Annotated in this window: 20 protein-coding genes and 1 pseudogene; 9 read left to right on the top strand and 12 right to left on the bottom strand. The window is 71.4% G+C overall.

Annotated features, from left to right (window positions below; all coding sequences use genetic code 11):
* Positions 1–58 precede the first annotated feature (58 nt).
* From D474_RS0108090 to D474_RS0108070, 5 genes are all read left to right on the top strand, one after another.
* Entirely contained in the window at positions 59–1,042 is a 984-nt protein-coding gene (locus D474_RS0108090) for a YbgA family protein (RefSeq protein ID WP_017613081.1), read from the top strand.
* A gap of 105 nt (positions 1,043–1,147) precedes the next feature.
* Positions 1,148–2,143, top strand: a complete 996-nt coding sequence (locus tag D474_RS0108085) for an alpha/beta hydrolase (protein WP_017613080.1) — start codon at positions 1,148–1,150, stop codon at positions 2,141–2,143.
* A gap of 120 nt (positions 2,144–2,263) precedes the next feature.
* Positions 2,264–3,565, top strand: a complete 1,302-nt coding sequence (mshA, locus tag D474_RS0108080; protein WP_017613079.1) for a D-inositol-3-phosphate glycosyltransferase — start codon at positions 2,264–2,266, stop codon at positions 3,563–3,565.
* A 43-nt stretch (positions 3,566–3,608) separates the two neighbouring features.
* A complete protein-coding gene (locus tag D474_RS0108075) occupies positions 3,609–4,115 on the top strand; it encodes a type III secretion system chaperone family protein (RefSeq protein ID WP_017613078.1) in 507 nt (168 codons plus the stop codon).
* Positions 4,116–4,207: 92 nt separating this feature from the next.
* Entirely contained in the window at positions 4,208–4,954 is a 747-nt protein-coding gene (locus D474_RS0108070; protein ID WP_017613077.1) for a phosphoglyceromutase, read from the top strand.
* A 78-nt stretch (positions 4,955–5,032) separates the two neighbouring features.
* On the opposite strand, the gene D474_RS0108065 is transcribed toward D474_RS0108070, so the two are convergent.
* On the bottom strand, positions 5,033–5,395 hold the full coding sequence (locus D474_RS0108065; protein ID WP_017613076.1) for a DsrE family protein: 363 nt from the start codon (positions 5,393–5,395) through the stop codon (positions 5,033–5,035).
* Positions 5,396–5,399: 4 nt separating this feature from the next.
* Positions 5,400–6,134, bottom strand: a complete 735-nt coding sequence (locus tag D474_RS0108060) for a hypothetical protein (RefSeq protein WP_017613075.1) — start codon at positions 6,132–6,134, stop codon at positions 5,400–5,402.
* A gap of 206 nt (positions 6,135–6,340) precedes the next feature.
* Here D474_RS0108060 and D474_RS0108055 point away from each other — a divergent pair, with 206 nt between their 5' ends.
* Together D474_RS0108055 and ygfZ are read left to right on the top strand one after the other, a co-directional pair.
* Positions 6,341–6,925 (top strand): nitrobindin family protein, encoded by a 585-nt coding sequence (locus D474_RS0108055; protein WP_026118273.1) that lies wholly within the window; start codon positions 6,341–6,343, stop codon positions 6,923–6,925.
* A gap of 344 nt (positions 6,926–7,269) precedes the next feature.
* Positions 7,270–8,292: a CAF17-like 4Fe-4S cluster assembly/insertion protein YgfZ gene (ygfZ, locus tag D474_RS0108050; protein ID WP_017613073.1), complete on the top strand. Its 1,023-nt coding sequence runs from the start codon at positions 7,270–7,272 to the stop codon at positions 8,290–8,292.
* Between the two features lie 122 nt (positions 8,293–8,414).
* Here the strand turns inward: ygfZ and D474_RS0108045 are convergent, their stop codons facing one another.
* From D474_RS0108045 to D474_RS27960, 4 genes and pseudogenes are all read right to left on the bottom strand, one after another.
* A complete protein-coding gene (locus tag D474_RS0108045) occupies positions 8,415–9,335 on the bottom strand; it encodes an NADP-dependent oxidoreductase (RefSeq protein ID WP_026118272.1) in 921 nt (306 codons plus the stop codon).
* A 177-nt stretch (positions 9,336–9,512) separates the two neighbouring features.
* The gene (locus tag D474_RS0108040) at positions 9,513–10,226 is read right to left on the bottom strand and encodes a type 1 glutamine amidotransferase (RefSeq protein WP_017613071.1); all 714 of its coding nucleotides are present in this window, start codon (positions 10,224–10,226) and stop codon (positions 9,513–9,515) included.
* A gap of 14 nt (positions 10,227–10,240) precedes the next feature.
* Positions 10,241–11,497: a Mur ligase family protein gene (locus D474_RS0108035; RefSeq protein ID WP_017613070.1), complete on the bottom strand. Its 1,257-nt coding sequence runs from the start codon at positions 11,495–11,497 to the stop codon at positions 10,241–10,243.
* An 87-nt stretch (positions 11,498–11,584) separates the two neighbouring features.
* Positions 11,585–13,673 (bottom strand): annotated as a pseudogene (locus D474_RS27960) (hypothetical protein).
* A 235-nt stretch (positions 13,674–13,908) separates the two neighbouring features.
* Here D474_RS27960 and D474_RS0108025 point away from each other — a divergent pair.
* Positions 13,909–14,481, top strand: a complete 573-nt coding sequence (locus D474_RS0108025; RefSeq protein WP_017613068.1) for a hypothetical protein — start codon at positions 13,909–13,911, stop codon at positions 14,479–14,481.
* Positions 14,481–14,666, top strand: a complete 186-nt coding sequence (locus D474_RS0108020) for a hypothetical protein (protein WP_017613067.1) — start codon at positions 14,481–14,483, stop codon at positions 14,664–14,666. Before D474_RS0108025 ends, D474_RS0108020 begins: the two co-directional genes overlap by 1 nt.
* 554 nt (positions 14,667–15,220) lie before the next feature.
* On the opposite strand, the gene D474_RS0108015 is transcribed toward D474_RS0108020, so the two are convergent.
* From D474_RS0108015 to D474_RS0107995, 6 genes are all read right to left on the bottom strand, one after another.
* On the bottom strand, positions 15,221–15,526 hold the full coding sequence (locus D474_RS0108015) for a DUF1416 domain-containing protein (protein WP_017613066.1): 306 nt from the start codon (positions 15,524–15,526) through the stop codon (positions 15,221–15,223).
* Positions 15,523–16,368 (bottom strand): sulfurtransferase, encoded by an 846-nt coding sequence (locus D474_RS0108010; RefSeq protein ID WP_017613065.1) that lies wholly within the window; start codon positions 16,366–16,368, stop codon positions 15,523–15,525. Before D474_RS0108010 ends, D474_RS0108015 begins: the two co-directional genes overlap by 4 nt.
* A gap of 334 nt (positions 16,369–16,702) precedes the next feature.
* Positions 16,703–16,789, bottom strand: a complete 87-nt coding sequence (locus D474_RS34225) for a putative leader peptide (RefSeq protein WP_394296524.1) — start codon at positions 16,787–16,789, stop codon at positions 16,703–16,705.
* 173 nt (positions 16,790–16,962) lie between these two features.
* On the bottom strand, positions 16,963–17,298 hold the full coding sequence (locus D474_RS0108005; protein WP_017613064.1) for a thioredoxin family protein: 336 nt from the start codon (positions 17,296–17,298) through the stop codon (positions 16,963–16,965).
* A gap of 5 nt (positions 17,299–17,303) precedes the next feature.
* Entirely contained in the window at positions 17,304–18,005 is a 702-nt protein-coding gene (locus D474_RS0108000; protein ID WP_017613063.1) for an LmeA family phospholipid-binding protein, read from the bottom strand.
* Positions 18,006–18,242: 237 nt separating this feature from the next.
* Complete coding sequence (locus tag D474_RS0107995; protein ID WP_051050936.1) at positions 18,243–19,388, bottom strand: putative quinol monooxygenase; 1,146 nt, start codon at positions 19,386–19,388, stop codon at positions 18,243–18,245.
* Between the last annotated feature and the right edge of the window lie 239 nt (positions 19,389–19,627).

Below are 19,627 nucleotides of genomic sequence, written 5' to 3'. Positions count from 1 at the left end.
ACGGGATTCCGGTGGCGACCACGGTGCCAGAGAGCCGGCCCGCGGGTAGGGGGAACACATGAAGCCGAACACCCCACCCGAGAGGACGACCGATCCCCGCCCGGTGGTGGGGGTGTCCAGTTGCCTGCTCGGCGCGCCGGTGCGCCACAACGGCGGGCACTCACGCCACCGGTTCCTCACCGACGAGTTGGACCGGTTCGTGGACTGGCATCCGGTGTGCCCGGAGGCGGAGATCGGTCTGGGCACGCCGCGCCCGACCTTGCGGCTGCGGCGCCGCGGCGATCAGGACCGGGTGGTCTCCAACGCCGACGGAGCCGACCGCACCGACGATCTGGCCGCCATCGCCGACCAACACCTCGGCAAGCTGCGCGAGGCCGACGGGTACGTGCTCAAGAACAAGTCACCCAGCTGCGGCCTCTTCGCCCTCCCGGTCGCCGGCGAGGAGGGGCAACGGGTGAGCGGCAGCGGTCGCGGGGCTTTCGCCGACCGGCTCACGCGCCTGCTGCCGTCCCTGCCGGTGGAGGAACAGGGTCGGTTGACGGACGCCTCCCTCCGGGAGTGGTTCGTGGAACGCGTCTTCGCGCACGCGCGGCTGCGGACCCTGTTCGCCGGGGGATGGCGACCCAAGGACCTCGTGGACTTCCACAGCCGGCACAAGCTCCAGCTCATGGCGCACTCGCCGGAGGGGTACCGGGAGACGGGGCGCCTGGTGGCCCGGGCGGGCGAGCGCCCGAAGCAGCAGACCGAGGAGGCCTACACCGCGGCCTTCCACCGGGCCCTGGCCGTGCGTACGACCCGGGGCAAGCACGCCAACGCGCTCCAGCACGCGTTCGGCATGCTGAGCCCGCTGCTGGACGACGCACGCCGCCACGACCTGCTCGCCTCCATCGAGGACTACCGGCAGGAACGTGCGCCGCTGAGCCTGCCGACGGCCCTGCTGCGCCACCACTGCGGGTCGGAGGAGGTGCCGTGGGCGCGGGACCAGACCTACCTCCGGCCCTACCCGGACGACCTGCGCCTGCGGCACGCTGTGGCCGTGTGACACCCGCAAGGGACACCCATGGGGATTGATTGGCTACACTGAGTAACAACCCCGAGACCGGACCCTCGTTCCGGTCGTCCCTCCCCGTTCCTCCGAGGTGTCGGTGTGTTCACGTCCCTGTCCTGGCGTCCCCTCGTCCTCGCGTCCTCCTGCACCGTCGCGATGGTCGCCGCGACCCTGGCGACCGTCCCGTCCGAGGGCCTGGTCGATCGCGTCGAAGCCCGCCTGCCCCAGAGCACGCCCGAACTGGCCACACACGAGATGCGCCTGCCCGATGAGGGCGGCACACCCCTGGCCGCCCAGCACCCCGACCCCGGCGGGGTCGCCGCGTGCGACGAGGGTGGCAGCGACGAGGTGATCACCCTGGACGACGACGGTGCACCGGGCGGACAGCGCCCCCTGTGGGTGCACCGGCCCCAGGGCCCCGACAGCGCCGACCTGCCCGTCCTGTACCTCCTGCACGGTGCGGCCTCCACCCACGTCACACTCATGGAGCAGGGCCTGGGCCCGTTGCTGGACCGCGAGATGTGCCGCACCGGGGTGGAGTTCGTGGTCGCCGCGCCGCACGGGCAGGAGCCCGGCGGGGCCACCACCGAGTGGGCCGACGCCGCCGACGGGTCCTTTGGCCTGGAGAGCTTCGTGACCGGCGACGCGGTCGAGGCGGTCGAGGGCGAACACGCACGGCACCGGAACCTGCGTGCGATCGGCGGGTTCTCCATGGGCGGCTACGGCGCCGCGAACCTGGCACTGCGCAACACGGAGCTGTACACCCAGGCCGCCTCGTTCGGCGGTTACTTCTCAGCCGACGATCCGCACGGGGTGCTCGGCGACGACACGGACGGCCACTCCCCCGACCGGCTCCTCGACCACGGGGGAGCCGACGACCTCCGGTTCGTGCTGGTGGAGGGCGACGAGGAGCACCCGGCCGCGCGGGGCGGGGGCGTGCGCGGGGAGGCCGAACGCTTCGCAGGGCTCCTCGAGGGCCGGGGTATGACGGTCGCCACCGACCACCCCGACGGCGGGCACGACTTCGACACCTGGAAGAGCTCCGTGCCCACCGTCGTCGACTTCCTCGCCGCCGGTTGGGCTGCCTCCCCCTGATCTCCCCGCTTGTCAAGACCCGGCCCCTCGGACCGTCCGGTTGGGAACAGTGTGTACCTTCGTCGCTGTTGACGACAGCGGTTGACGGTACGACTCGGACGATTCGGAAGGGACCCACCGGTGGCTGGAAGCGTTCCCACGGGAGATGAGGCGGCAGTCCCGTCCAGGGTCGCGACGGTCAGCCTGCACACCTCCCCGCTCGACCAGCCGGGCACCGGTGACGCGGGCGGCCTCAATGTGTACGTGGTCGAGGTGGCCCGCCGCATGGCTGAGCGCAACGTGGCCGTGGACATGTTCACCCGAGCCACCGATCCCGACCTACCACCGGTCGTCGAACTCGCCCCGGGGGTGAACGTGCACCACGTCCCCGCCGGCCCGTTCGGCCGCCTGGACAAGAACGCGCTCGCCGACCATCTGTGCCCCTTCATCTTCGGGATGCTGCGTGCCGAGGCCGAGGCGGCGCCCGGACACTACGACCTCGTGCACGGGCACTACTGGCTGTCCGGCCGCGCCGGGGTGACTGCCGCCCGCCGCTGGGGTGTTCCGATGGTGCAGACCATGCACACCATGGCGCGGGTGAAGAACGCGGCACTGGCAGACGGCGACAGCCCCGAACCCGAGATGCGGGTCAAGGGCGAGGACCAGCTCGTGCGACAGGCCGACCGGCTCATAGCCAACACCGAAGACGAAGCACGCCAGCTCGTCGACCACTACGGAGCGAACGAGAGCCGCATCAGCACGATCCCGCCCGGTGTGGACCTGGACGTGTTCAGCCCGGGCGACCGACGTTCCGCGCTCCGCCGCATCGGGCTGCCCGACGACACCGAACTGCTGCTGTTCGTGGGCCGGGTGCAGCGCCTCAAGGCCCCTGACGTACTCATCCGGGCCGCCGCCGACCTGCTCGGACGCGACCCCTCGCTGCGGGACCGGCTCGTGGTCGGGGTGGTCGGCGGGCTCTCCGGCGGGGGCATGCGCGAACCCCGGCTGCTCACCGACCTGGCCCGTTCCCTGGGCGTGGCCGACGTCGTGCGCATCGATCCACCGCAGTCGCGCTCCCGCCTGGCCGACCACTACCGCGCCGCCACCGCCACCGTCGTGCCCTCCTACTCGGAGTCCTTCGGGCTGGTGGCCGTGGAGTCCCAGGCCTGCGGCACCCCCGTGGTGGCTGCGCGGGTCGGCGGTCTGTCGACCGCGGTGGCCGGCGGGGTCTCCGGTGTCCTGGTGGAGGGCCACGACCCGGCCCACTACGCCGCAGAGCTGCACCGGCTCATCGACGAACCGGCCTGGCGTGCGAAGTTGGCGACCGCGGCCCCCCGCCACGCTGCGACCATGGGCTGGTCGCGCACGGTCGACGAACTGCTCGACGTGTACGGCCGGGCCCTCACCCCCCGCGCACCGCTCCCCATGGCCGCGTGCCGCTGACCCGGCACCCGCGGCCGACACCGACGAGGAAGGGACACCCCTGGTGACCAGCAACCCCGCGCGCGAGGCCGCCGTCAAGGCGGTCACCGAGGCCGTGGCCGAGGCAGGACTCGAGGTGGAGATCCCCCGCGAGGGCTCCTTCCTGGTCACGATCCCGGGCACCGCCAAGCTCAAGACCCTGGTGTGGCTGGAGATCGGGCCGCACAGCCTCACCCTGACCTCTTTCTTCTGCCGTCAGCCCGACGAGAACCACGGCGACTTCTACCGCTGGCTCATGCAGTGCAGCGCGGAGATGTTCGGGATGGCCTTCACCGCGGACGAGGTCGGCGACGTGTACCTGCGCGGGCGGCTCCCGCTTTCCGGCGTCACCCCGGAGGAGGTCGACCGCCTGTTCGGGTGCGTGCTGACCTACACCGACGAGAACTTCAACGCCGCCCTGGAACGCGGTTTCGCCTCGGCGATCCGCAAGGAGTGGGCCTGGCGCACCGAGCGGGGTCACGACACCCGGAACCTGCGGGCGTTCGCCCACCTGGCCGAGCAGCCGGAGTAGACGGGCGACCGAGCGGGCGGGCCCGTCGTGCGGGCCGCGAGCACGGGGGTGAACTGCGCGGTCCGCGTGCAGGGATCGCTAGGCTGGGCGGTATGGGAACTCTGGTACTGCTGCGACACGGTGAGAGTGTCTGGAACGCCAAGGGCCTGTTCACCGGCTGGGTGGACGTGGACCTGTCGGCCACGGGCGAGGAGGAGGCCCGCCGCGGCGGTGACCTTCTCAGGGAAGCCGGCGTGCAGCCCGACGTCGTGCACACCTCGCTGCTCAAGCGCGCGATCCGCACCGCCAACCTGGCTCTGGAGAACGCCGACCTGAGCTGGCTGCCGGTCGAGCGCTCCTGGCGCCTCAACGAGCGCCACTACGGGGCGCTCCAGGGCAAGGACAAGGCCCAGACCCGCGAGGAGTACGGCGAGGACCAGTTCATGGTCTGGCGCCGCTCCTACGACACCCCGCCTCCGGTCATCGCCGACGACGACACCTACTCCCAGGTGGACGACCCCCGCTACGTCGAGCTCCCGCCCGAGCTGATGCCGCGCACCGAGTGCCTCAAGGACGTGCTCGAGCGCACCCTGCCGTACTGGTACGACCACATCGTTCCGGAGCTGGCCGCGGGCGCCACGGTCCTGGTGGTCGCGCACGGCAATTCGCTGCGCGCGCTGGTCAAGCACCTGGACGGGATCAGCGACGAGGAGATCGCCGGGCTGAACATCCCCACCGGGATCCCGCTGCGTTACGACCTGGACGACGACTTCCGTCCGACCGACCCCGGTGGCACGTACCTGGACCCGGAGGCCGCGAAGGCCGCGATCCAGGCAGTTGCGAACCAGGGGAAGAAGTGAACCGGCGCTGATCGGACGTCGGGCCCGCGCCCCGGGGCGCGGGCCCGACGTGTGTCCGGGGCGGGGCCGGTGTCCGGGTCAGTAGACGAGCGCCTGGGCACCGTCGGAGAGGGTCTCCTCCACGAAGGTGGGGGCGCCGGCGATACGCACCCCCTGCGCGAGGTCGTCCTGGGCGAGGTCCCGACGGGCGGCGCACTGCGTGCACACCGTCACGGTCCCGGCCGCCAGGACGGTGTCGAGGAGGTCGGCCAGGGGCGCTGCGTGCGGCAGCTCGAGGTCCGGGTCCTTCCCGGCGACGGCGAACCAAGCCGCCTCCCCGGTCAGCCACAGCGAGACCTCGGCCCCGCTCGCCACGGCCGCCGCAGCGACCGTGAACGCCTGGTTGCACCGCTCCGGCGCCTCAGCACCGGAAGTGACCTTGATCACCAACGAACGAGCCATGGTCTCAGCCTACTGAGAGGCCGAGGGCCAGCAGCACGGCGCCCGCGACCGCGCAGACCACGAAGGCGGCGATCAGGGAGAAGGCCTCGGTACGGCGCGGCGGGGTGCGCACAGCGGCGGCGTCCACACCGGGCTCGACGAGGAGCGTGCCGCCTTCCGGCGCGGTGACGACCACCTGGCCGTCGCGCACCGAGGGCACCCCGGTCACACGCACGCTCTGGCCCTGGCGGATCACCCACTCGCGGTACTCGAACTCGATGGTCTCGCCCCGGAAGNCGGCTGCCGCCGCGACGCCGGGCTGCGGGCGCCCCACGACGCGCTGCAGGCACAGCTCGGCGCCGCGCTGCTCGCTCTCGTCCGGGTCGACGAAGATCCGCTCGCTCCCCGGGTCGGCACCCTCGGGGACCAGCCCGAACAGGTCCTCGGAGGTGTACTCGGCAATGGAGTCGCAGGTGCGCCGGCGCACGGCCGAGTCCCCGCCGTCCCGGTTGAGGGGCCAGTAGTGGCGCAGCACCTCGTGCCCGTGCCAGACGCACCCCGTGCCGGCCAGCCCCGAGCTGACGGTGCCCGCGGGGCCGGGAGCGGCCACCCCGGTCAACGTGACACGTTCACCCTGCTGGGCGGCGAGCGCGGAGGGGCGCAGCCGGGCGATGCCCTGTTGGCGCAGCCAGCGCCGCAGACCGATGACGGTCAGCGGCAGAAGGACCACAGCGGCCACGAGCAGCGCCGAACCGATCACCAGTAACACAGTCCGCCCCTTATGAACGCGTCGAAGCTCTTACGGCAGCGGCGGCCCAAGCACCCCGTGGCCACACCGCGTACGGTGACAATCTTTACCAGTTCTCCGGGAAAGCGGGGCCAATTGGGCGTATCCAGTCGGTGGCCGCGGGCCGGGGAACCGCTGCGGTCACCGGCACCCCCGCGGCACGGCTACGCTCGGGGGCTATGGACGCTGCGGTACACCCTGATCTGGCGAAACTGTCCTTCCTGATCGGTCATTGGGAGGGCGTCGGCGTGGCCGGCTACGCCGAAGAGGAAGAGTTCCAGTTCGGCCAGCGGGTCGAGTTCACCCCGCGCGAGGGCCTGCCCTACCTCGACTACCGGGCACAGGCCTGGCGGATGAACCCCGACGGCACGCTCGGCGAGCTGGTGACGGAGGAGTCGGGCTACTGGCGCGCACTGTCGGAGGGCGACACCGCGCAGTACGCCAAGGACGACGAGAAGAACATCATCCACCTCGAGGTGCTCATCGCACACAACGAGGGCTTCATCGAGTCCTACCTGGGCAACGTGTTCGCGAACCGTGTGGAGATGGCGACGAACGCTGTCATGCACACCATCACGGGGCTCGAGGTCACGGCCTCGCACCGCCTGTACGGGCTGTTCGGCGAGGACCGCGACACTCTGGGCTACGCCTGGGACCTTGCCGCCCGCGGGCACGACCTGCGCTCGTACATGTCGGCGCAGTTGAAGAAGTCCGAGGGCGAGAACGGCGAGAAGAGCGCTCAGGCGGACGCTGAGCAGAGCTGAGGCAGAACGGCCCGGGGTCCGTCCCGTGTTCGGCCCGGCCCCGGACAGGGGCGGACCCCGGGCCTCCTCCCTCCGAAGAGGGGCCGGTCGGACGAGGCCGGCAGCCCGGGGTCCGGGTGTCCGTCTGGGATTCGCGTCGGGCTCACCGCGCGAACGCCGGTGTCGCCCTAGCGGACGGACACCTCGCAAGTCCTGAGATCATTCATTCTTCGGACCACCTCCCTTCTTGCGTGTCTCCGACACTACGTCCGGCCCGAGAGCCGGGCAAGAGGTTTTCCTGAGGACGAAACAGCAGTTCAAAGCCGTGTTTTCCGGGGCTCGGACGGCCGGATAATCTCGGGTGCATGACTTCGCCGCTGCTGACCACACCGGGTGCCGTGACCGCCGAGTCCACCGACCAGGGGGTGGCCGCCCACTACGGTGACCCCACCCACGAGGGACGCGCCATGGAGCGTTCCGCCGCCTGGGTGGACCGCTCCAACCGCGGAGTGGTCCGCGTCGCCGGGCCGGACCGCCTGGGCTGGCTCAACGACCTCACCAGCCAGCTCACCCAGGGGCTGCCCGCCGGGACCGGGACCGAGGCGCTGGTCATGGACACCAAGGGCCACCTGAAGCACCACCTGTCGCTGGTGGACGACGGCGAGGCCACCTGGGTCCACACGGAGCCGGACGGGGCCGCGCCGCTCGCGCAGTTCCTGGACTCGATGCGGTTCATGCTGCGGGTGGAGATCGAGGACCTCTCGGAGAGCCGTGCGGTACTGACCGTGCTGGGCCCCGAGCGCGATCGGATCGTGGACACCCTCGACACCTCAGACATCCTCGTGCGCGCCACGGAGTACGAGAGCGACCTGTTCGTACCCGCCGAGCGGCTCAAGGAGACCGCGGAAGCACTGACCTCGGCCGGGGCCAAGCCCGCCGGGCTGTGGGCGTACGAGGCCCACCGGATCGCCGAGCACCGGGTGCGGCCCGGCGTGGACACCGACGAGCGCACGATCCCGCACGAGGTCGACTGGGTCGGCCGCGCGGTGCACCTGGAGAAGGGCTGCTATCCGGGGCAGGAGACCGTGGCCCGTGTGCACAACCTCGGCCGCCCCCCGCGCCGGCTCGTCATGCTGCACCTGGACGGGACCATGGAGCGCCTGCCCGAGGTCGGCACCGATATCGAGCTGGACGGCCGCAAGGTGGGGCGCGTGGGCTCCTCGGCCCGCCACCACGAGCTCGGTCCCATCGCCCTCGGTGTGGTGCGCCGCAACACTCCGACCGACGCGGAGCTGACGGTCGAGGAGATCGCCGCCGGCCAGGAGGTCGTCGTGGACCCCGACACCGGCGCCAACGCCCAGATCAACCTCCGCCGCCGCCCGAAGTAGGCCCGGCGTGGGCGCAGGCCCTTCGGGGCAGGCACCCCGCCTCAGTGCCTCCGGCGCCGCCGGGGCGGCTGCCGGAGGCACCTCCTGGGCCACACGTGCTTCCTGCGGGCACCCGCAGTGGATCAGACGGTGAGCACGATCTTGCCGCGCGTGCGCCCCTCCTGGTTGAGGCGCCAGGCGTCAGCCGCCTCCGCCAGCGGGAACGCTCGCTCGACGTGCACCGACAGCTTGCCGCGGTCGGCCAGGCGCCCGAGCTCCGCCAGGTCTTCGTGGTCGGGGCGCACCCACAGGTAGTGGCCGCCGTGTTCGGCCGCGGACGGGTCGGCGATGGAGACCAGGCGCGCCGGCTCCTCGAGCAGCGACAGGGACGCCTCGACCGCGTCCTCGCCCACGAAGTCCAGGGCCGCGTCCACACCCTCCGGGGCCAGGGCGCGCACCCGCTCCGTGAGGCCCTCGCCGTAGGTGACCGGCTCCGCGCCCAGTGAACGCAGGAACTCGTGGTTGCGCTCACTGGCCGTACCGATGACCCGGGCGCCGCGGGCTCGCGCGATCTGCACGCCGAAGGAGCCCACACCGCCGGCTGCCGCGTGCACGAGCACCGTCTCGCCGGAGACCGGGACGACCCGGTCGATGGACTGCAGCGCGGTCAGGGCGGCCAGCGGGACCCCGGCGGCCTGGTTCCAGTCGAGGGAACGCGGCTTGTGCGCGATCATCCTCACGCTCGCCGACACGAGCTCCGCGTAGGCGCCGTTCTGCGCCCAGTCCTTGCGGATGTAGCCGTAGACCTCGTCACCGACCCGGTACTCGGGGACGTCGAACCCGGTCGCCTCGACCACACCGGCCACGTCCCAGCCGGGGATCATCGGGAAGCCGGCCTCCATGACGGGGTCGAGCCCGCCTGAGGCGAGTTTCCAGTCGACAGGGTTGACGCCGGCGGCGCGGACCCGGACGAGTACCTCGCCCGGGGCGACCTTGGGGTCGGGGAGCTCGGTCTCTTCGAGCTCGTCGGCTGTTCCGTAGTTCTTCAGTGCCATTGCCCTCATGGTCAGCAACAGCGACGCAGGACGCCGACGCATTCCGTGAGCACGCGTGAGCCCCGCCTCCGGGCAGGTCCCGGGCCCCGGCGGTCCCGGACACACGTGTGCCCGCCGAGCCCCGGAGGGCACAGCGGGCACGGGCTCGCCCGGGTCGAGCGCGCCCCGGCGCGTCGACCCGGGACTTCAGCGCAGGGCGGCGGCCAGGCGCTCGTCGTGCAGACGCTCGCCCCAGGCCGGGGGCAGCGGGTTCAGCTGCCCCACACGCCAGCGCAGCAGCAGATCGGCCAGCTGCGGGTTACGGGGCAGAGCCGGGCCGTGCAGGTAGGTGCCCAGGACCTGGCCCTGGTAGGCACCCTCGGTCCGGTCGTCGTTGCCGATGCCGCGCACGGTCGTCGACAGCGGGCGGGCGGACGGGCCGATCGCGGTGCGGCCCTGGTGGTTCTCGAAGCCGGTGATGCGGCCGACTCCGAGCCCCGGGTCGACGTCAGCGACGATCTCCCCGACCGCGCGCGTCTCACCGCGGCCGCTGCGGATGTCGATGATGCCCACCCCCGGGAGCGGGGTGGAGTCGTCGTCCCCGTAGGTCTCGCCGATGATCTGGTAACCGGCGCAAACGGCGAACACGCACGCCCCGTTGCCCACCGCGCCCGCCAGGCCGCCGTCGGAGCGCAGGCGCTCGGCCGCCAGGATCTGCGGGCGGTCCTCACCGCCGCCGAGCAGGTAGATGTCGCCGTGCTGGGGCACCGGGTCGCTGGAGTGGACGTGCACGACCTCGGTGGGGATCCCGCGCAGCTCGGCGCGGCGCTTGAGGATCAGGGCGTTGCCCTGGTCTCCGTAGGTGCTCAGCAGGTCGGGGTAGATCCACACGATCCGCAGAGCGCTGCTGGTGTCGGTCATGGTCGTGAACTCCCCTACTGGACGCGGCCGTACGCCGTACGGATCTGCTGGAAGGCCGTGTAGTTGGCGATGACGTCGACCTTGGTGATGTCGGGGCGCTCGGACTTCAGGCGCCCCAGCACCTCGTCGACCCGGTCGGCGACCTCGAACGGGACCCCGTCGGTCTCCAGGCGGAGCGCGAGGTCGGTGCGCCGCTCACCCATGACGAAGACCCGTCGGTCGCGCAGGACCCGGTAGTCCACGTCCCACAGCCACGAGGTGTCCTTGCCGTCCGGGACCTGGGCGTTGACCGCGAGGATCACCGGGACCCGCGGCGGGTCGAGCACGGCGAACGACTCCAGCCACCCGGCCGGGTTCTTCGACAGGAGCAGTCGGACCTCGACGCCCATCGTGACCACGGAGGTGTAGCGCCCGGCCACGGACTTGATCTCGCGGAGGCGTTCGATGGTGCGTTCGGGGTGGATGCCGTACCCGGCCGCGGTGGCCGCGGCGATGGCGGCGTTGGCCCGGTTGGCGTCACCGGGCAGGTTGAGCTGGAGCTTGATGCGCTGTCCTTCGGGGGCGACGAGAGTGTCGGCATCGTTGTCCACGCTCCAGGTGGCCCGCGGACGCGTCAGACCGCATTCGGGGCACTCCCAGTACGGGTCGGTGTCGCGCTTGAGGTGGCCTCCGCACTCGGGGCAGCACCAGGAGTCCTCCTTCCAGCGCTGGCCGGCCGAGACCCAGGTGGCGTTGGGCGCGCCCAGGCCCGCCCACGCGACGAGGGGGTCGTCGGCGTTGGCGATGACGTGGGTGTTGGTCTTGCCGAGGGCGGTGCGCCACTTCTTGGCCAGGAGGTTGATCTCCGAGGCGCGGTCCATCTGGTCGCGGCTGAGGTTCATGAGCACGACGAAGGCCGGCTGCGTGGCTTCGATGACCTGCGGGAGGTACTTCTCGTCGACCTCCAGGACCCCGTTGATGGCCGACTTGTCGGACGAGAGGGCGGTGATGTGGCCGGTCGGCATGTTCGCGCCGTACTCGTTGGTGGCCACCCCGCCGAACTCGCGCAGGGCCTGGGCGATGAGGCGCGTGGTGGTGGTCTTGCCGTTGGTCGCGCTGACAAGGGCCAGGCGGCGGCCGCGGGAGAGTTCACCGAGCAGGTCCGGCGCGACCTTGAGCGCGACACGGCCACCGATGACGGAGCCGTCTCCGCGTCCGGTGGCACGGGACAGGCCGGCTGCGCTCCTACCCAGTACCGATGCCAGTTGGGCGCGCAAGGGAAGCTCGCTCATCTACTCTCCACTGTCGCTCGATCACCCGGTGTCGCCGGGGTCCGGGGCTTGGGTGACGGTCGGACCAAGCTTAGTGTCCACCACCGGTCAGGACCGCCAGTCCAACCGCTCGGGAGGCGGCCCGAGGTTGGGCGGGACCTGCTCCGGCGGTCGACCGGAGTGGGCTCCCACGGGTGCCGGGAGCCGCTCGGGCTCCGCGCCGTGCCCTGTGCCCGTCTCCTCGGGAGCAGCGGCCGGTTGCGGGCGGGCGGCCGGCTCCCCCGCCCGAGGCCGGGCCTGGTCGGCACGGTCGGACGCACCGTGCCCGACGCCTGCGCCGTGACCGGTGTTCCGGGAGTCGTCCACCGTGGCCAGAGTGGCCGTGGACAAGGTGAGGATACCCGGGTTGGCGTCGGCCAGGACAGGACCGGACGGGTCGATGACCAATGCCACGGTCGACGGGAGCGTGCGCAGGGCCGCGGCGTCGGTGCCGCTGGTCCGAACGGGGGATTCGTCCCCGTCCGTACCCCCGGGCGGGGCGTCGTGACCTTCTGCCCGTGCGGTCACCTCACCCCATCCAGTGGCCGATCTCACACGGCGCAGGAGGTCGAGCGGGGCCACGGCCGCGGAGGCACTACGGACCATGGCTCCGGACTCGGTGTGCGGTGAGGGGAAGAGGCGTTCGTCGTGGGTGTCGGCGTCCTGGTTCCGCACGGACTCGTCGGCGACGGCTTCGTCCCCCACGGACTCGCTCAGACGGTGCACGGCCAGGCGTTCGGGGGCCCCGCCGGGGCGGTCGGCGACGGCGAGTGCCAGCCGTTCGGCGTCGCCCTGCTCCGGGCGCATGACCACCGGTAGGCAGCGCGGGTCGTCGAAGCGGGACAGCGCCGCACCAGAGGCGTCGCGGAAGAACAGCACGACCTCCACACCGCTACCCTCGGCCACGGACAGCACCTGCTCGACCTCGTCGGCGGGAAGGCGCTCGGCCCCGCACACCACCACCGTGCGCCTGGGGGCCGCGGCACCGGCCGCTCCGGGGGTGTCACCCAGGAGCTCGCTGAGCGCCGCCACCGCGTAGGTGCCGTAGGAGCGAGCCGCGGACTCCCCCGCGGCGCGGTCCACCGAGATGATCTTTACCTGCGCGTAGGAGGCACCGTCAGCACGGGTGCCCACCGCTTCGAACGGGGACAGGCGGCGTTCCAGTTCCCAGGCGCGCGCACACACGCCCGGGGCGTCGCCGCAGCGTTCCCTGACCCGGTCGCGGCGGTCGCGGGAGAGCAGGGCGAGCGCGGGATCGTCGGCGGCCTCGTCGTCCGCGCGGGTGAGCAGGGCGCGCAGCCCGCCGATGATCTCGCCGACACCTGCGTGCGGCCCAAGGACCTCCAGGAGCCGGAGCAGNCGCCCCGCCCTCGGCGGCCGCCACCGCGGAGAGGATGCGGGCGCGCTGGCCGGCGTCCAGGTCGGTACCGAGCGTGACCAGAGGGAGGTCTGCCGGGAGCACCCAGTGCCGCGGCGCGACCGCGCACCGGTGGGCCAGGCGCCCGAGCTCCCGCGAGACCCCGCGTCCGGTGAGGTCGACGACGGTGAGGTCGCCGCCCTCCCGCAGACGGGAGAGCCCGACCGTGGTGAGCAGCGCCGACCAACCCGCGTCGGTGCCGCCCGCCACCACCACGGAGTCGACGCCGTCGGGCACGGTGACGCCGTACCAGTGGGGCTGGGCCTCGTACGCGCGAAAGGCACTCTGCCAGGCGGTGTAGGCCTCCGCGTGCTCCCGTTGGCGTTCGCGCAGCAAACGGTCGCGTTCGTCGCGTTCGGTGTCGAGGCGCTCACGGGCACGGCGGACCCGTTCGGAGGCCACATGGCGTCCCTGGAACAGGGCGACCGCGATCGGGGTGGCGATGGTCACGCAGGCGAACACCCCGGCCAGGGCGAGGACGCCCGGCAGGATGCGAAGCGCCCACAGCAGCGGGCACAGGACCGCGAGGAGACCGAGCCCGGCCAGCGCGGCGTAGAGGGGGCGGTTGGTGCGGGCCTCGTCGCTTCGTTCGGCCTCGGCCCACCCGATACCAGGGGGTTCGGTTCCCTCGGGCGCGGGTCGGCGCGGGGCCTCGCCGGGGTGCGGGATGAGAACCGTGGGCCGCCATCCCACATAGGTCCGTGAGGTCCGCGCGCGGGGCACACGTGAGGGGGTGGACATCGTCCCGACACCTCCTGTCCGACCTTGAGTGACTCAAGTGAAGCAGGACCCGCGACGGTCTTCCAGCCCTCGTGTCCACCCCTGTGGACAACAGCGGTGCACTCCGCCGCGAGCAGGACGGGGACCCCGGTTCCGACACGCCCGGGAAGGCCCGGCCCCTGGCCGCCCTCCGGCGATGTTTGTCGCCCGAGGCACGGGCACGTTGATCGGCAGCCCCCCACGAGAAGGAGCCCCCGTGTCCGACCCGACCGGCTTCCTCGCCGCCTCGGCGGTGCTGCTGACCACGACCTGCCTCGGCAGCCTCGTCTGCATGGTCAAGGGCGTCCGCTGGGACAACGACCGCGGCGAACCGGGGTCCCCCGCGCACGGCAGCCTCACCGAGCTGTGGTCGGCACGCCTGCTCGGGACCGCCCCTGCCGCGTCCCCGAGCCACCGGACGGCACGGGCCCTGGTACGTTCCGGCGGGCGGACCGATGATCCCGAGCTCGCCCGGGCGGTCCATGCGTGGGCAGCCACCCGCATCATTTACTGGTGGAACCCGTGGACCTGGTCGGGCCAGTCCCTGATGTTCGTGACGCTCGCGGGCACGATCGGCCTCAACCCCGCCACGTCCCCGTGGGGGACCGCCGTCGGCTTCGCGACCGCCGCGACGGCCGTCACCGTGGTCGTCGCACAGCCGTGCATGGTGGCGCGCTACGGCAGGGCCCTCGACGCGCACCGGCCGTACGTTGCGTGGGGCGACCCGCGGGAGGCCGTGCCCGGGCGGCAGTCCGTCGCCGATCGGCCCCAGGACCCGAAGGAGACCTGATGGACCCCACTGGCATCCGCACCCTGATCATGCTCGCCACCCTCGGGTTCCTTCTCGCCGCCCTGGTGCTGTTCGTGCTCTCCTCCCGGTGGAAGCACAGGCACCGCGGGGCGGGCAGTGGGTCGAGCGTGCCGCCGTCAACGAACTCCGGCACCGGTTGCACGGGGTCGCTCCGCCCGAACTGAGGAGGCAGGCCGCACGCACGGTCCGCCGAGGTGAAGTCACCACGGACCCCGAACTCGGCCGCGCCGTGCACCTCACCGCCCGGGCGTGGAGAGTCGGCGTGGAGGACCCGTACCATCACACCGCGCTGGCGCTCTTGTTGGCCGGGACCGCCCTCAACCTCGTACAGATCGGGCTGAGCCCGGCCCACCCGCTCGCCCTGTTCCTGGCCGGCCTCCTCGTGCTCGTGCTGAGCCCGTGGTTGCCGGTCCACCGATGGGTCCGACTCACCCGGACCGGGACCGCCCTGGAACAGCACGCGTCCGTCGCCCACCCTGAGGGCGAGCCCATCGCGGAAGCCACCGGCGCGACCGCCGGCACGCGAGAGATGACCGTCCCACTGCCCCGACCCAGGAGCCCCGTGCCCTCCCCGAGTCCGTGGCCATCTTCCTCGTCTGCTGCGCCGACTCTCACCGGGCCGCCCCAGCACACAGAAGGGCGCCGGCGGGGACCTCGTGTGTCCCCGCCGGCGCCCTCACGCATCGCCACCGTCGCGGGCCGCGGCCCGCGGGGTGTGTCAGGCGTTCACCTCGATCTCGATGACCTTGCCGACCTCGGCGGTCACCGGGTACTCGCCGGTGAAACCCTGCGAGGCGAGCACGCGCACCTTCCAGTCGCCGTCGGCGGCGAAGAAACGGAACGTGCCCTCGTCACCGGTGGCCACCTCGCCGACGAAATCGTCGGAGGCGTTGAGCAGTCGGGCGTAGGCACCGCGCAGCGGCTGTCCGTCACGGGTCACCGTGCCCTGGATGACGGCCTGGTTGCCGGCGTCCACGTCGGCGAGCGCGACCCCGCCCTCGGGGGCTCCGCAGCTGTCGCTCACTTGGCCTCGGCCTCCCCCAGCTCGACCGGGACGCCCACGAGCGAGCCGTACTCGGTCCAGGAACCGTCGTAGTTCTTGACGTTGTCCAGACCGATGATCTCGTGCAGGGCGAACCAGGTGTGCGAGGAGCGCTCGCCGATGCGGCAGTAGGCGATGATGTCCTTGTCCAGGTCCACCCCGGCCTCGGTGTAGAGCTCACGCAGCTCGTCGGCGCTCTTGAAGGTGCCGTCCTCGTTGGCCGTCTTGGCCCACGGGATGTTGCGCGCGGTCGGGATGTGGCCGGGACGCTGCGAGGTCTCCTGCGGCAGGTGCGCCGGGGCCAGCAGCTTGCCGGTGAACTCGTCGGGCGAGCGCACGTCGACGAGGTCCTTGGTGCCGATGGCGTCGACGACCTCGTCGCGGAAGGCACGGATGGAGGTGTCCTGGGCCTTGGCCTCGTACGCGGTCTCGGCCCGGTCGGGAACCTCCTCGACCAGCTCGCGGGAGTCGAGCTCCCACTTCTTGCGGCCGCCGTCGAGCAGGCGCACGTTGTCGTGGCCGTACAGCTTGAAGTACCAGTACGCGTAGGCGGCGAACCAGTTGTTGTTGCCGCCGTACAGGATGACCTGGTCGTCGTTGCCGATGCCCTTGCTGGACAGGAGCTTCTCGAACCCGGCCTGGTCGACGAAGTCGCGGCGGACCGGGTCCTGCAGCTCCGTCTTCCAATCGATCTTGACGGCGCCACGGATGTGGCCCTTGTCGTAGGCGGCCGTGTCCTCGTCGACCTCGACGAGGACCACGTGGTCGTCGTCCAGGTGAGCCTCCACCCAGTCGGCGTCCACGAGGACGTCGGAGCGGCTCATGGGGAACCTCCAGTGTTGTGGTGCGGTGTCACGTGTGGGCGCTCTCCGGGCGGCTGCCCGGGGAGGGGATGATCCGGGGGTCCGGGCGGTCGCCGTGGCGGCCGGCTCTCACGTGCGGGGGCGCAGGGGGTTCTCGCTGCGGATACCGGAAACAGCCCCCGGGGCCGTTGCGGCCTGGGGCGTGAGAAGGGTCCGGGTCTGTGCGAGAAGGGCACCGCGACGAGGGGTCGCGGGCTGCCGGTAACGACATGCATGGAGTGCTGTCCCCTGCCTGCGTGCGCGGGCGTGATGACCGGTCTGCACGGCTCGGCGTGGGCCTCTGGGCCCGACCGCCCTAGGGACACGGACAGAGCGCGCCGGCGACGCGGCAGAAGTCCACTGCCCGTCGCTTCGTCAGATACGCGCTCGTCAAGGAAGTCACGTCTGCGACGTTACCGGCCCGACCCGGAACTTGTCACTGGTGGCCTGGATCACAAGCCGCCTCGGGTTGCCTGCCCAGAGGGCGGACCCGGTTCCGGAGCAGCCACCCGATACAGCAGTCCGATCCCCGGGACCCCCGTCGAGCCCACCCGGAAGGCCGGTCGGCGGTGGCCCTCAGGAGACCGCCTCGCCGATCGCGGCGATCACGTCGGGCTTGCGCGGCTGCCCGACCGCCCGGCGCACCACACGGCCGCGGGCGTCCAGCACGAACACGGTGGGGGTCCCGGTGATACCGAGTTCGCGCACGAGTTCCAGGTGGGACTCGGCATCGATCTCGGTGTGCACCACACCGTCGACCATCCCGGCCACGTCCTCGAGGATCCTGCGTGTGGCACGGCAGGGCTGACAGAAGGCCGAGGAGATCTGCACGAGAGTGGCCCGCTCCCCGAGCGGGCCACCGACCCGGTCGGCCGTGAGCACGTCGCCCACGGCCCCCTGCGTCCGATCCATCCCGATCAGGCCGCCTCGCCGTCCATGATCGGCACGTCCGACGCGGTGCCGTCGACCCGCACGCCCGCACCGGCGGGGTCGACGTCGGTGATGTGCAGACCGTAGGGCAGGTCCGGGATCTGGATGCTGAAGGCGAGCATCCCGGCCACGCTGTCGACGACCTGGGCGGGAGCGCCGTCCACCTCGACGTCGACCGGCCGCACGTGGAGGGTGTCGTCGTCGACCTCGAACTCGGCACCGGAGGAGATCTGGGTGCTGAGGTCCAGCTCGGTGATGGCGAGCTCACCGGACATCCGGGGTTCCTCACCCTCGTTGTTGATGGTCACGCCCTCGGGCAGCTGGGAGGTGAGGTAGCCGTACGGGAGCACGACCGAACCCTCGACCTCGCCCGCCGTGACGTCGGGTTCGCCGCCGATGAGGTCCATCAGCGGGGCATCGACGTCGGAGAGGCCGACCCGCACCTGCTCGACGTCGACGTTCTCCACCGTGGCGCTGTCGGCGCTCAGGTTGATCTCGGAGTAGTTGCCGCCGATCGCCTGGGGCAGGAACGCCCAGCCCTCGATGGACACGTCCGGTTCCTCCGGCATGTTCATCTGTTGGGCAGTCTGTGAGGCGATCGTGTTCTGCGCGAAGCTGCGGGCGAGCACGTCGCCCACGACCACCACGACAGCCAGGAAGATCAGGGAGACCACAAGGAACTTACGCATCGGAAATCCCAGAACACTCTCTCTTGCTCCGGCGCGTTTCGGCAGGGTGGTCCGGCCGTCTTGGTCACACGCCATCGGCACCATGCGGGTACCGGTCAGAAAAACCCGTCGCAACGGTACTTCACCCGGGCTTCGACGCTCTCAGCCTCCGGGCGGTTCGACAAACCAGGACGGAGTGACCCATTCGAGACCTCTCCACCCCGGCACCGGACAGGCCCGCGTGCCACAGCAGGCAGGTCAGCGCGGCATGAGCATAGCCGGGAGCCCCTCGGCGGCGGCTGCTTCCGACAGGGAGAGCTCGATCACGTTGGTGGCGACGACCACCCCGGCACTGCGGCGCTGGAACTCGAGCACGTGCGGCTGCTGCTCGTGCTCCTCACGGGCGAGGTCGTCGCGGTAGATCGCGTAGACGATGCGCTGCTGCTGCGCACCCGACACGGTGTGGGAGGCGAAGAGCAGAGTGTCCGGTTCGTTGCGCGAGACCTCGGCCACGACAGCGCTCGCCAACTGGTCGAAGGCGGGCACCTGGCCGTCGGCGATCGTGTAGATGGTGATGACGCCCTTGGCCTTGGAGGCCTGGGAGCGCGGCGGACCGTCGTAGAGGTCGTCGTAGGACTCGGCGTTGCGGCGCTTGCGGCGCACGGGCTCCTCCGGGAGGTCTTCGAGATCGTCCTCGTCCGCGCCGTAGTAGTACTCGTCGTCGTAGTAGTAGTCGTCGTCCTCGTAGCGATCCCTGCGGGGGCTGACGGCGAGGGCGGCTGCGCCCCAGAGAGCGGAGACCGCGCCCAGCATGAGCAGCGGGCCGAGGGCGTCCAGGCCGAAGCGGCCGACGACGACCGACAACAGCGTGCCCAGGGCGACCAGCCCGACGACGGCCGTGTCGGGACCCTTGACGGCGGAACGCCGGCGGGCGACCGCGACGAGGGCGGTCAGGAGCAGGACCGCGGCCAGGCCCTGGGTGACACCGAGCAGGACACGCGGGATGAGGTCGTAGTGGTCGGAGAAAGCGGGGAACCCGGCGGCGAACTGGCCGCTCAACCGGTCCACACCGAACACGACCAACGGAACGATGGTGAGGGCGCTCAGCAGCAGGCGCGACGCGAAGCGCACCATGGGGGCGCGCACGGCGTACTCGAAGGCGCCCCATGCCATGTAGAGCGGCCCGAGGAGGCTGACCCCGATCTGGAACAACCTGAAGGTGAGCTCACCGAAGTCGAACATCGCGCCTATCACGGCCGCGCTGAGCCCAACGGTCATGCCCAGTGCGGCGATCAGCCAACCGATCGAGGCCGCACTGGGACGGCGCTGTGCGTACGCGGCGAGGGCGGCGGTGCCGCTCCAGCCCACCAACGCGCTTATGAATGCCAGTCCTACCGTCACCATCACGAACAATGATGCTTCACGTCAGTGGGTGGATGTGCACCACGTGCACTGATTCGGCACTCTCGTCGGGGGAGATCCCGCAGAACGAGGGCCGCTCACGGGCTCACCAATGTGACCTTCATCACCTGCTTTTTCTGCGTGACCCTGTGACAGTGCGGCGACGACCTGGGGGCTTAGGCTCTGCACACACGGGGACCCTCCCCCCGAAGACGGAGGGCCGCTTCCCCACCCGAGCCAGG

It is taken from the genome of Nocardiopsis salina YIM 90010, assembly GCF_000341025.1.
In the GTDB taxonomy this organism is placed as follows: domain Bacteria; phylum Actinomycetota; class Actinomycetes; order Streptosporangiales; family Streptosporangiaceae; genus Nocardiopsis; species Nocardiopsis salina.
The sequence above is the reverse complement of the archived record's forward strand: the minus strand, read 5'-3'. Positions and strand labels throughout refer to the sequence as shown.

Excerpts from the sequence above, each read along its gene's own strand:
- D474_RS0108000 (WP_017613063.1), bottom strand. The coding sequence starts at position 18,005 with ATGCGTAAGTTCCTTGTGGTCTCCCTGATCTTCCTGGCTGTCGTGGTG.
- D474_RS0108055 (WP_026118273.1), top strand. The coding sequence starts at position 6,341 with ATGGACGCTGCGGTACACCCTGATCTGGCGAAACTGTCCTTCCTGATC.
- ygfZ (WP_017613073.1), top strand. The coding sequence starts at position 7,270 with ATGACTTCGCCGCTGCTGACCACACCGGGTGCCGTGACCGCCGAGTCC.
- D474_RS0108090 (WP_017613081.1), top strand. The coding sequence starts at position 59 with ATGAAGCCGAACACCCCACCCGAGAGGACGACCGATCCCCGCCCGGTG.
- D474_RS0108040 (WP_017613071.1), bottom strand. The coding sequence starts at position 10,226 with ATGACCGACACCAGCAGCGCTCTGCGGATCGTGTGGATCTACCCCGAC.
- D474_RS0107995 (WP_051050936.1), bottom strand. The coding sequence starts at position 19,388 with ATGGTGACGGTAGGACTGGCATTCATAAGCGCGTTGGTGGGCTGGAGC.
- D474_RS0108020 (WP_017613067.1), top strand. The coding sequence starts at position 14,481 with ATGGACCCCACTGGCATCCGCACCCTGATCATGCTCGCCACCCTCGGG.
- D474_RS0108065 (WP_017613076.1), bottom strand. The coding sequence starts at position 5,395 with ATGGCTCGTTCGTTGGTGATCAAGGTCACTTCCGGTGCTGAGGCGCCG.
- D474_RS0108005 (WP_017613064.1), bottom strand. The coding sequence starts at position 17,298 with ATGGATCGGACGCAGGGGGCCGTGGGCGACGTGCTCACGGCCGACCGG.
- D474_RS0108070 (WP_017613077.1), top strand. The coding sequence starts at position 4,208 with ATGGGAACTCTGGTACTGCTGCGACACGGTGAGAGTGTCTGGAACGCC.
- D474_RS0108010 (WP_017613065.1), bottom strand. The coding sequence starts at position 16,368 with ATGAGCCGCTCCGACGTCCTCGTGGACGCCGACTGGGTGGAGGCTCAC.
- D474_RS0108045 (WP_026118272.1), bottom strand. The coding sequence starts at position 9,335 with ATGAGGGCAATGGCACTGAAGAACTACGGAACAGCCGACGAGCTCGAA.
- D474_RS0108035 (WP_017613070.1), bottom strand. The coding sequence starts at position 11,497 with ATGAGCGAGCTTCCCTTGCGCGCCCAACTGGCATCGGTACTGGGTAGG.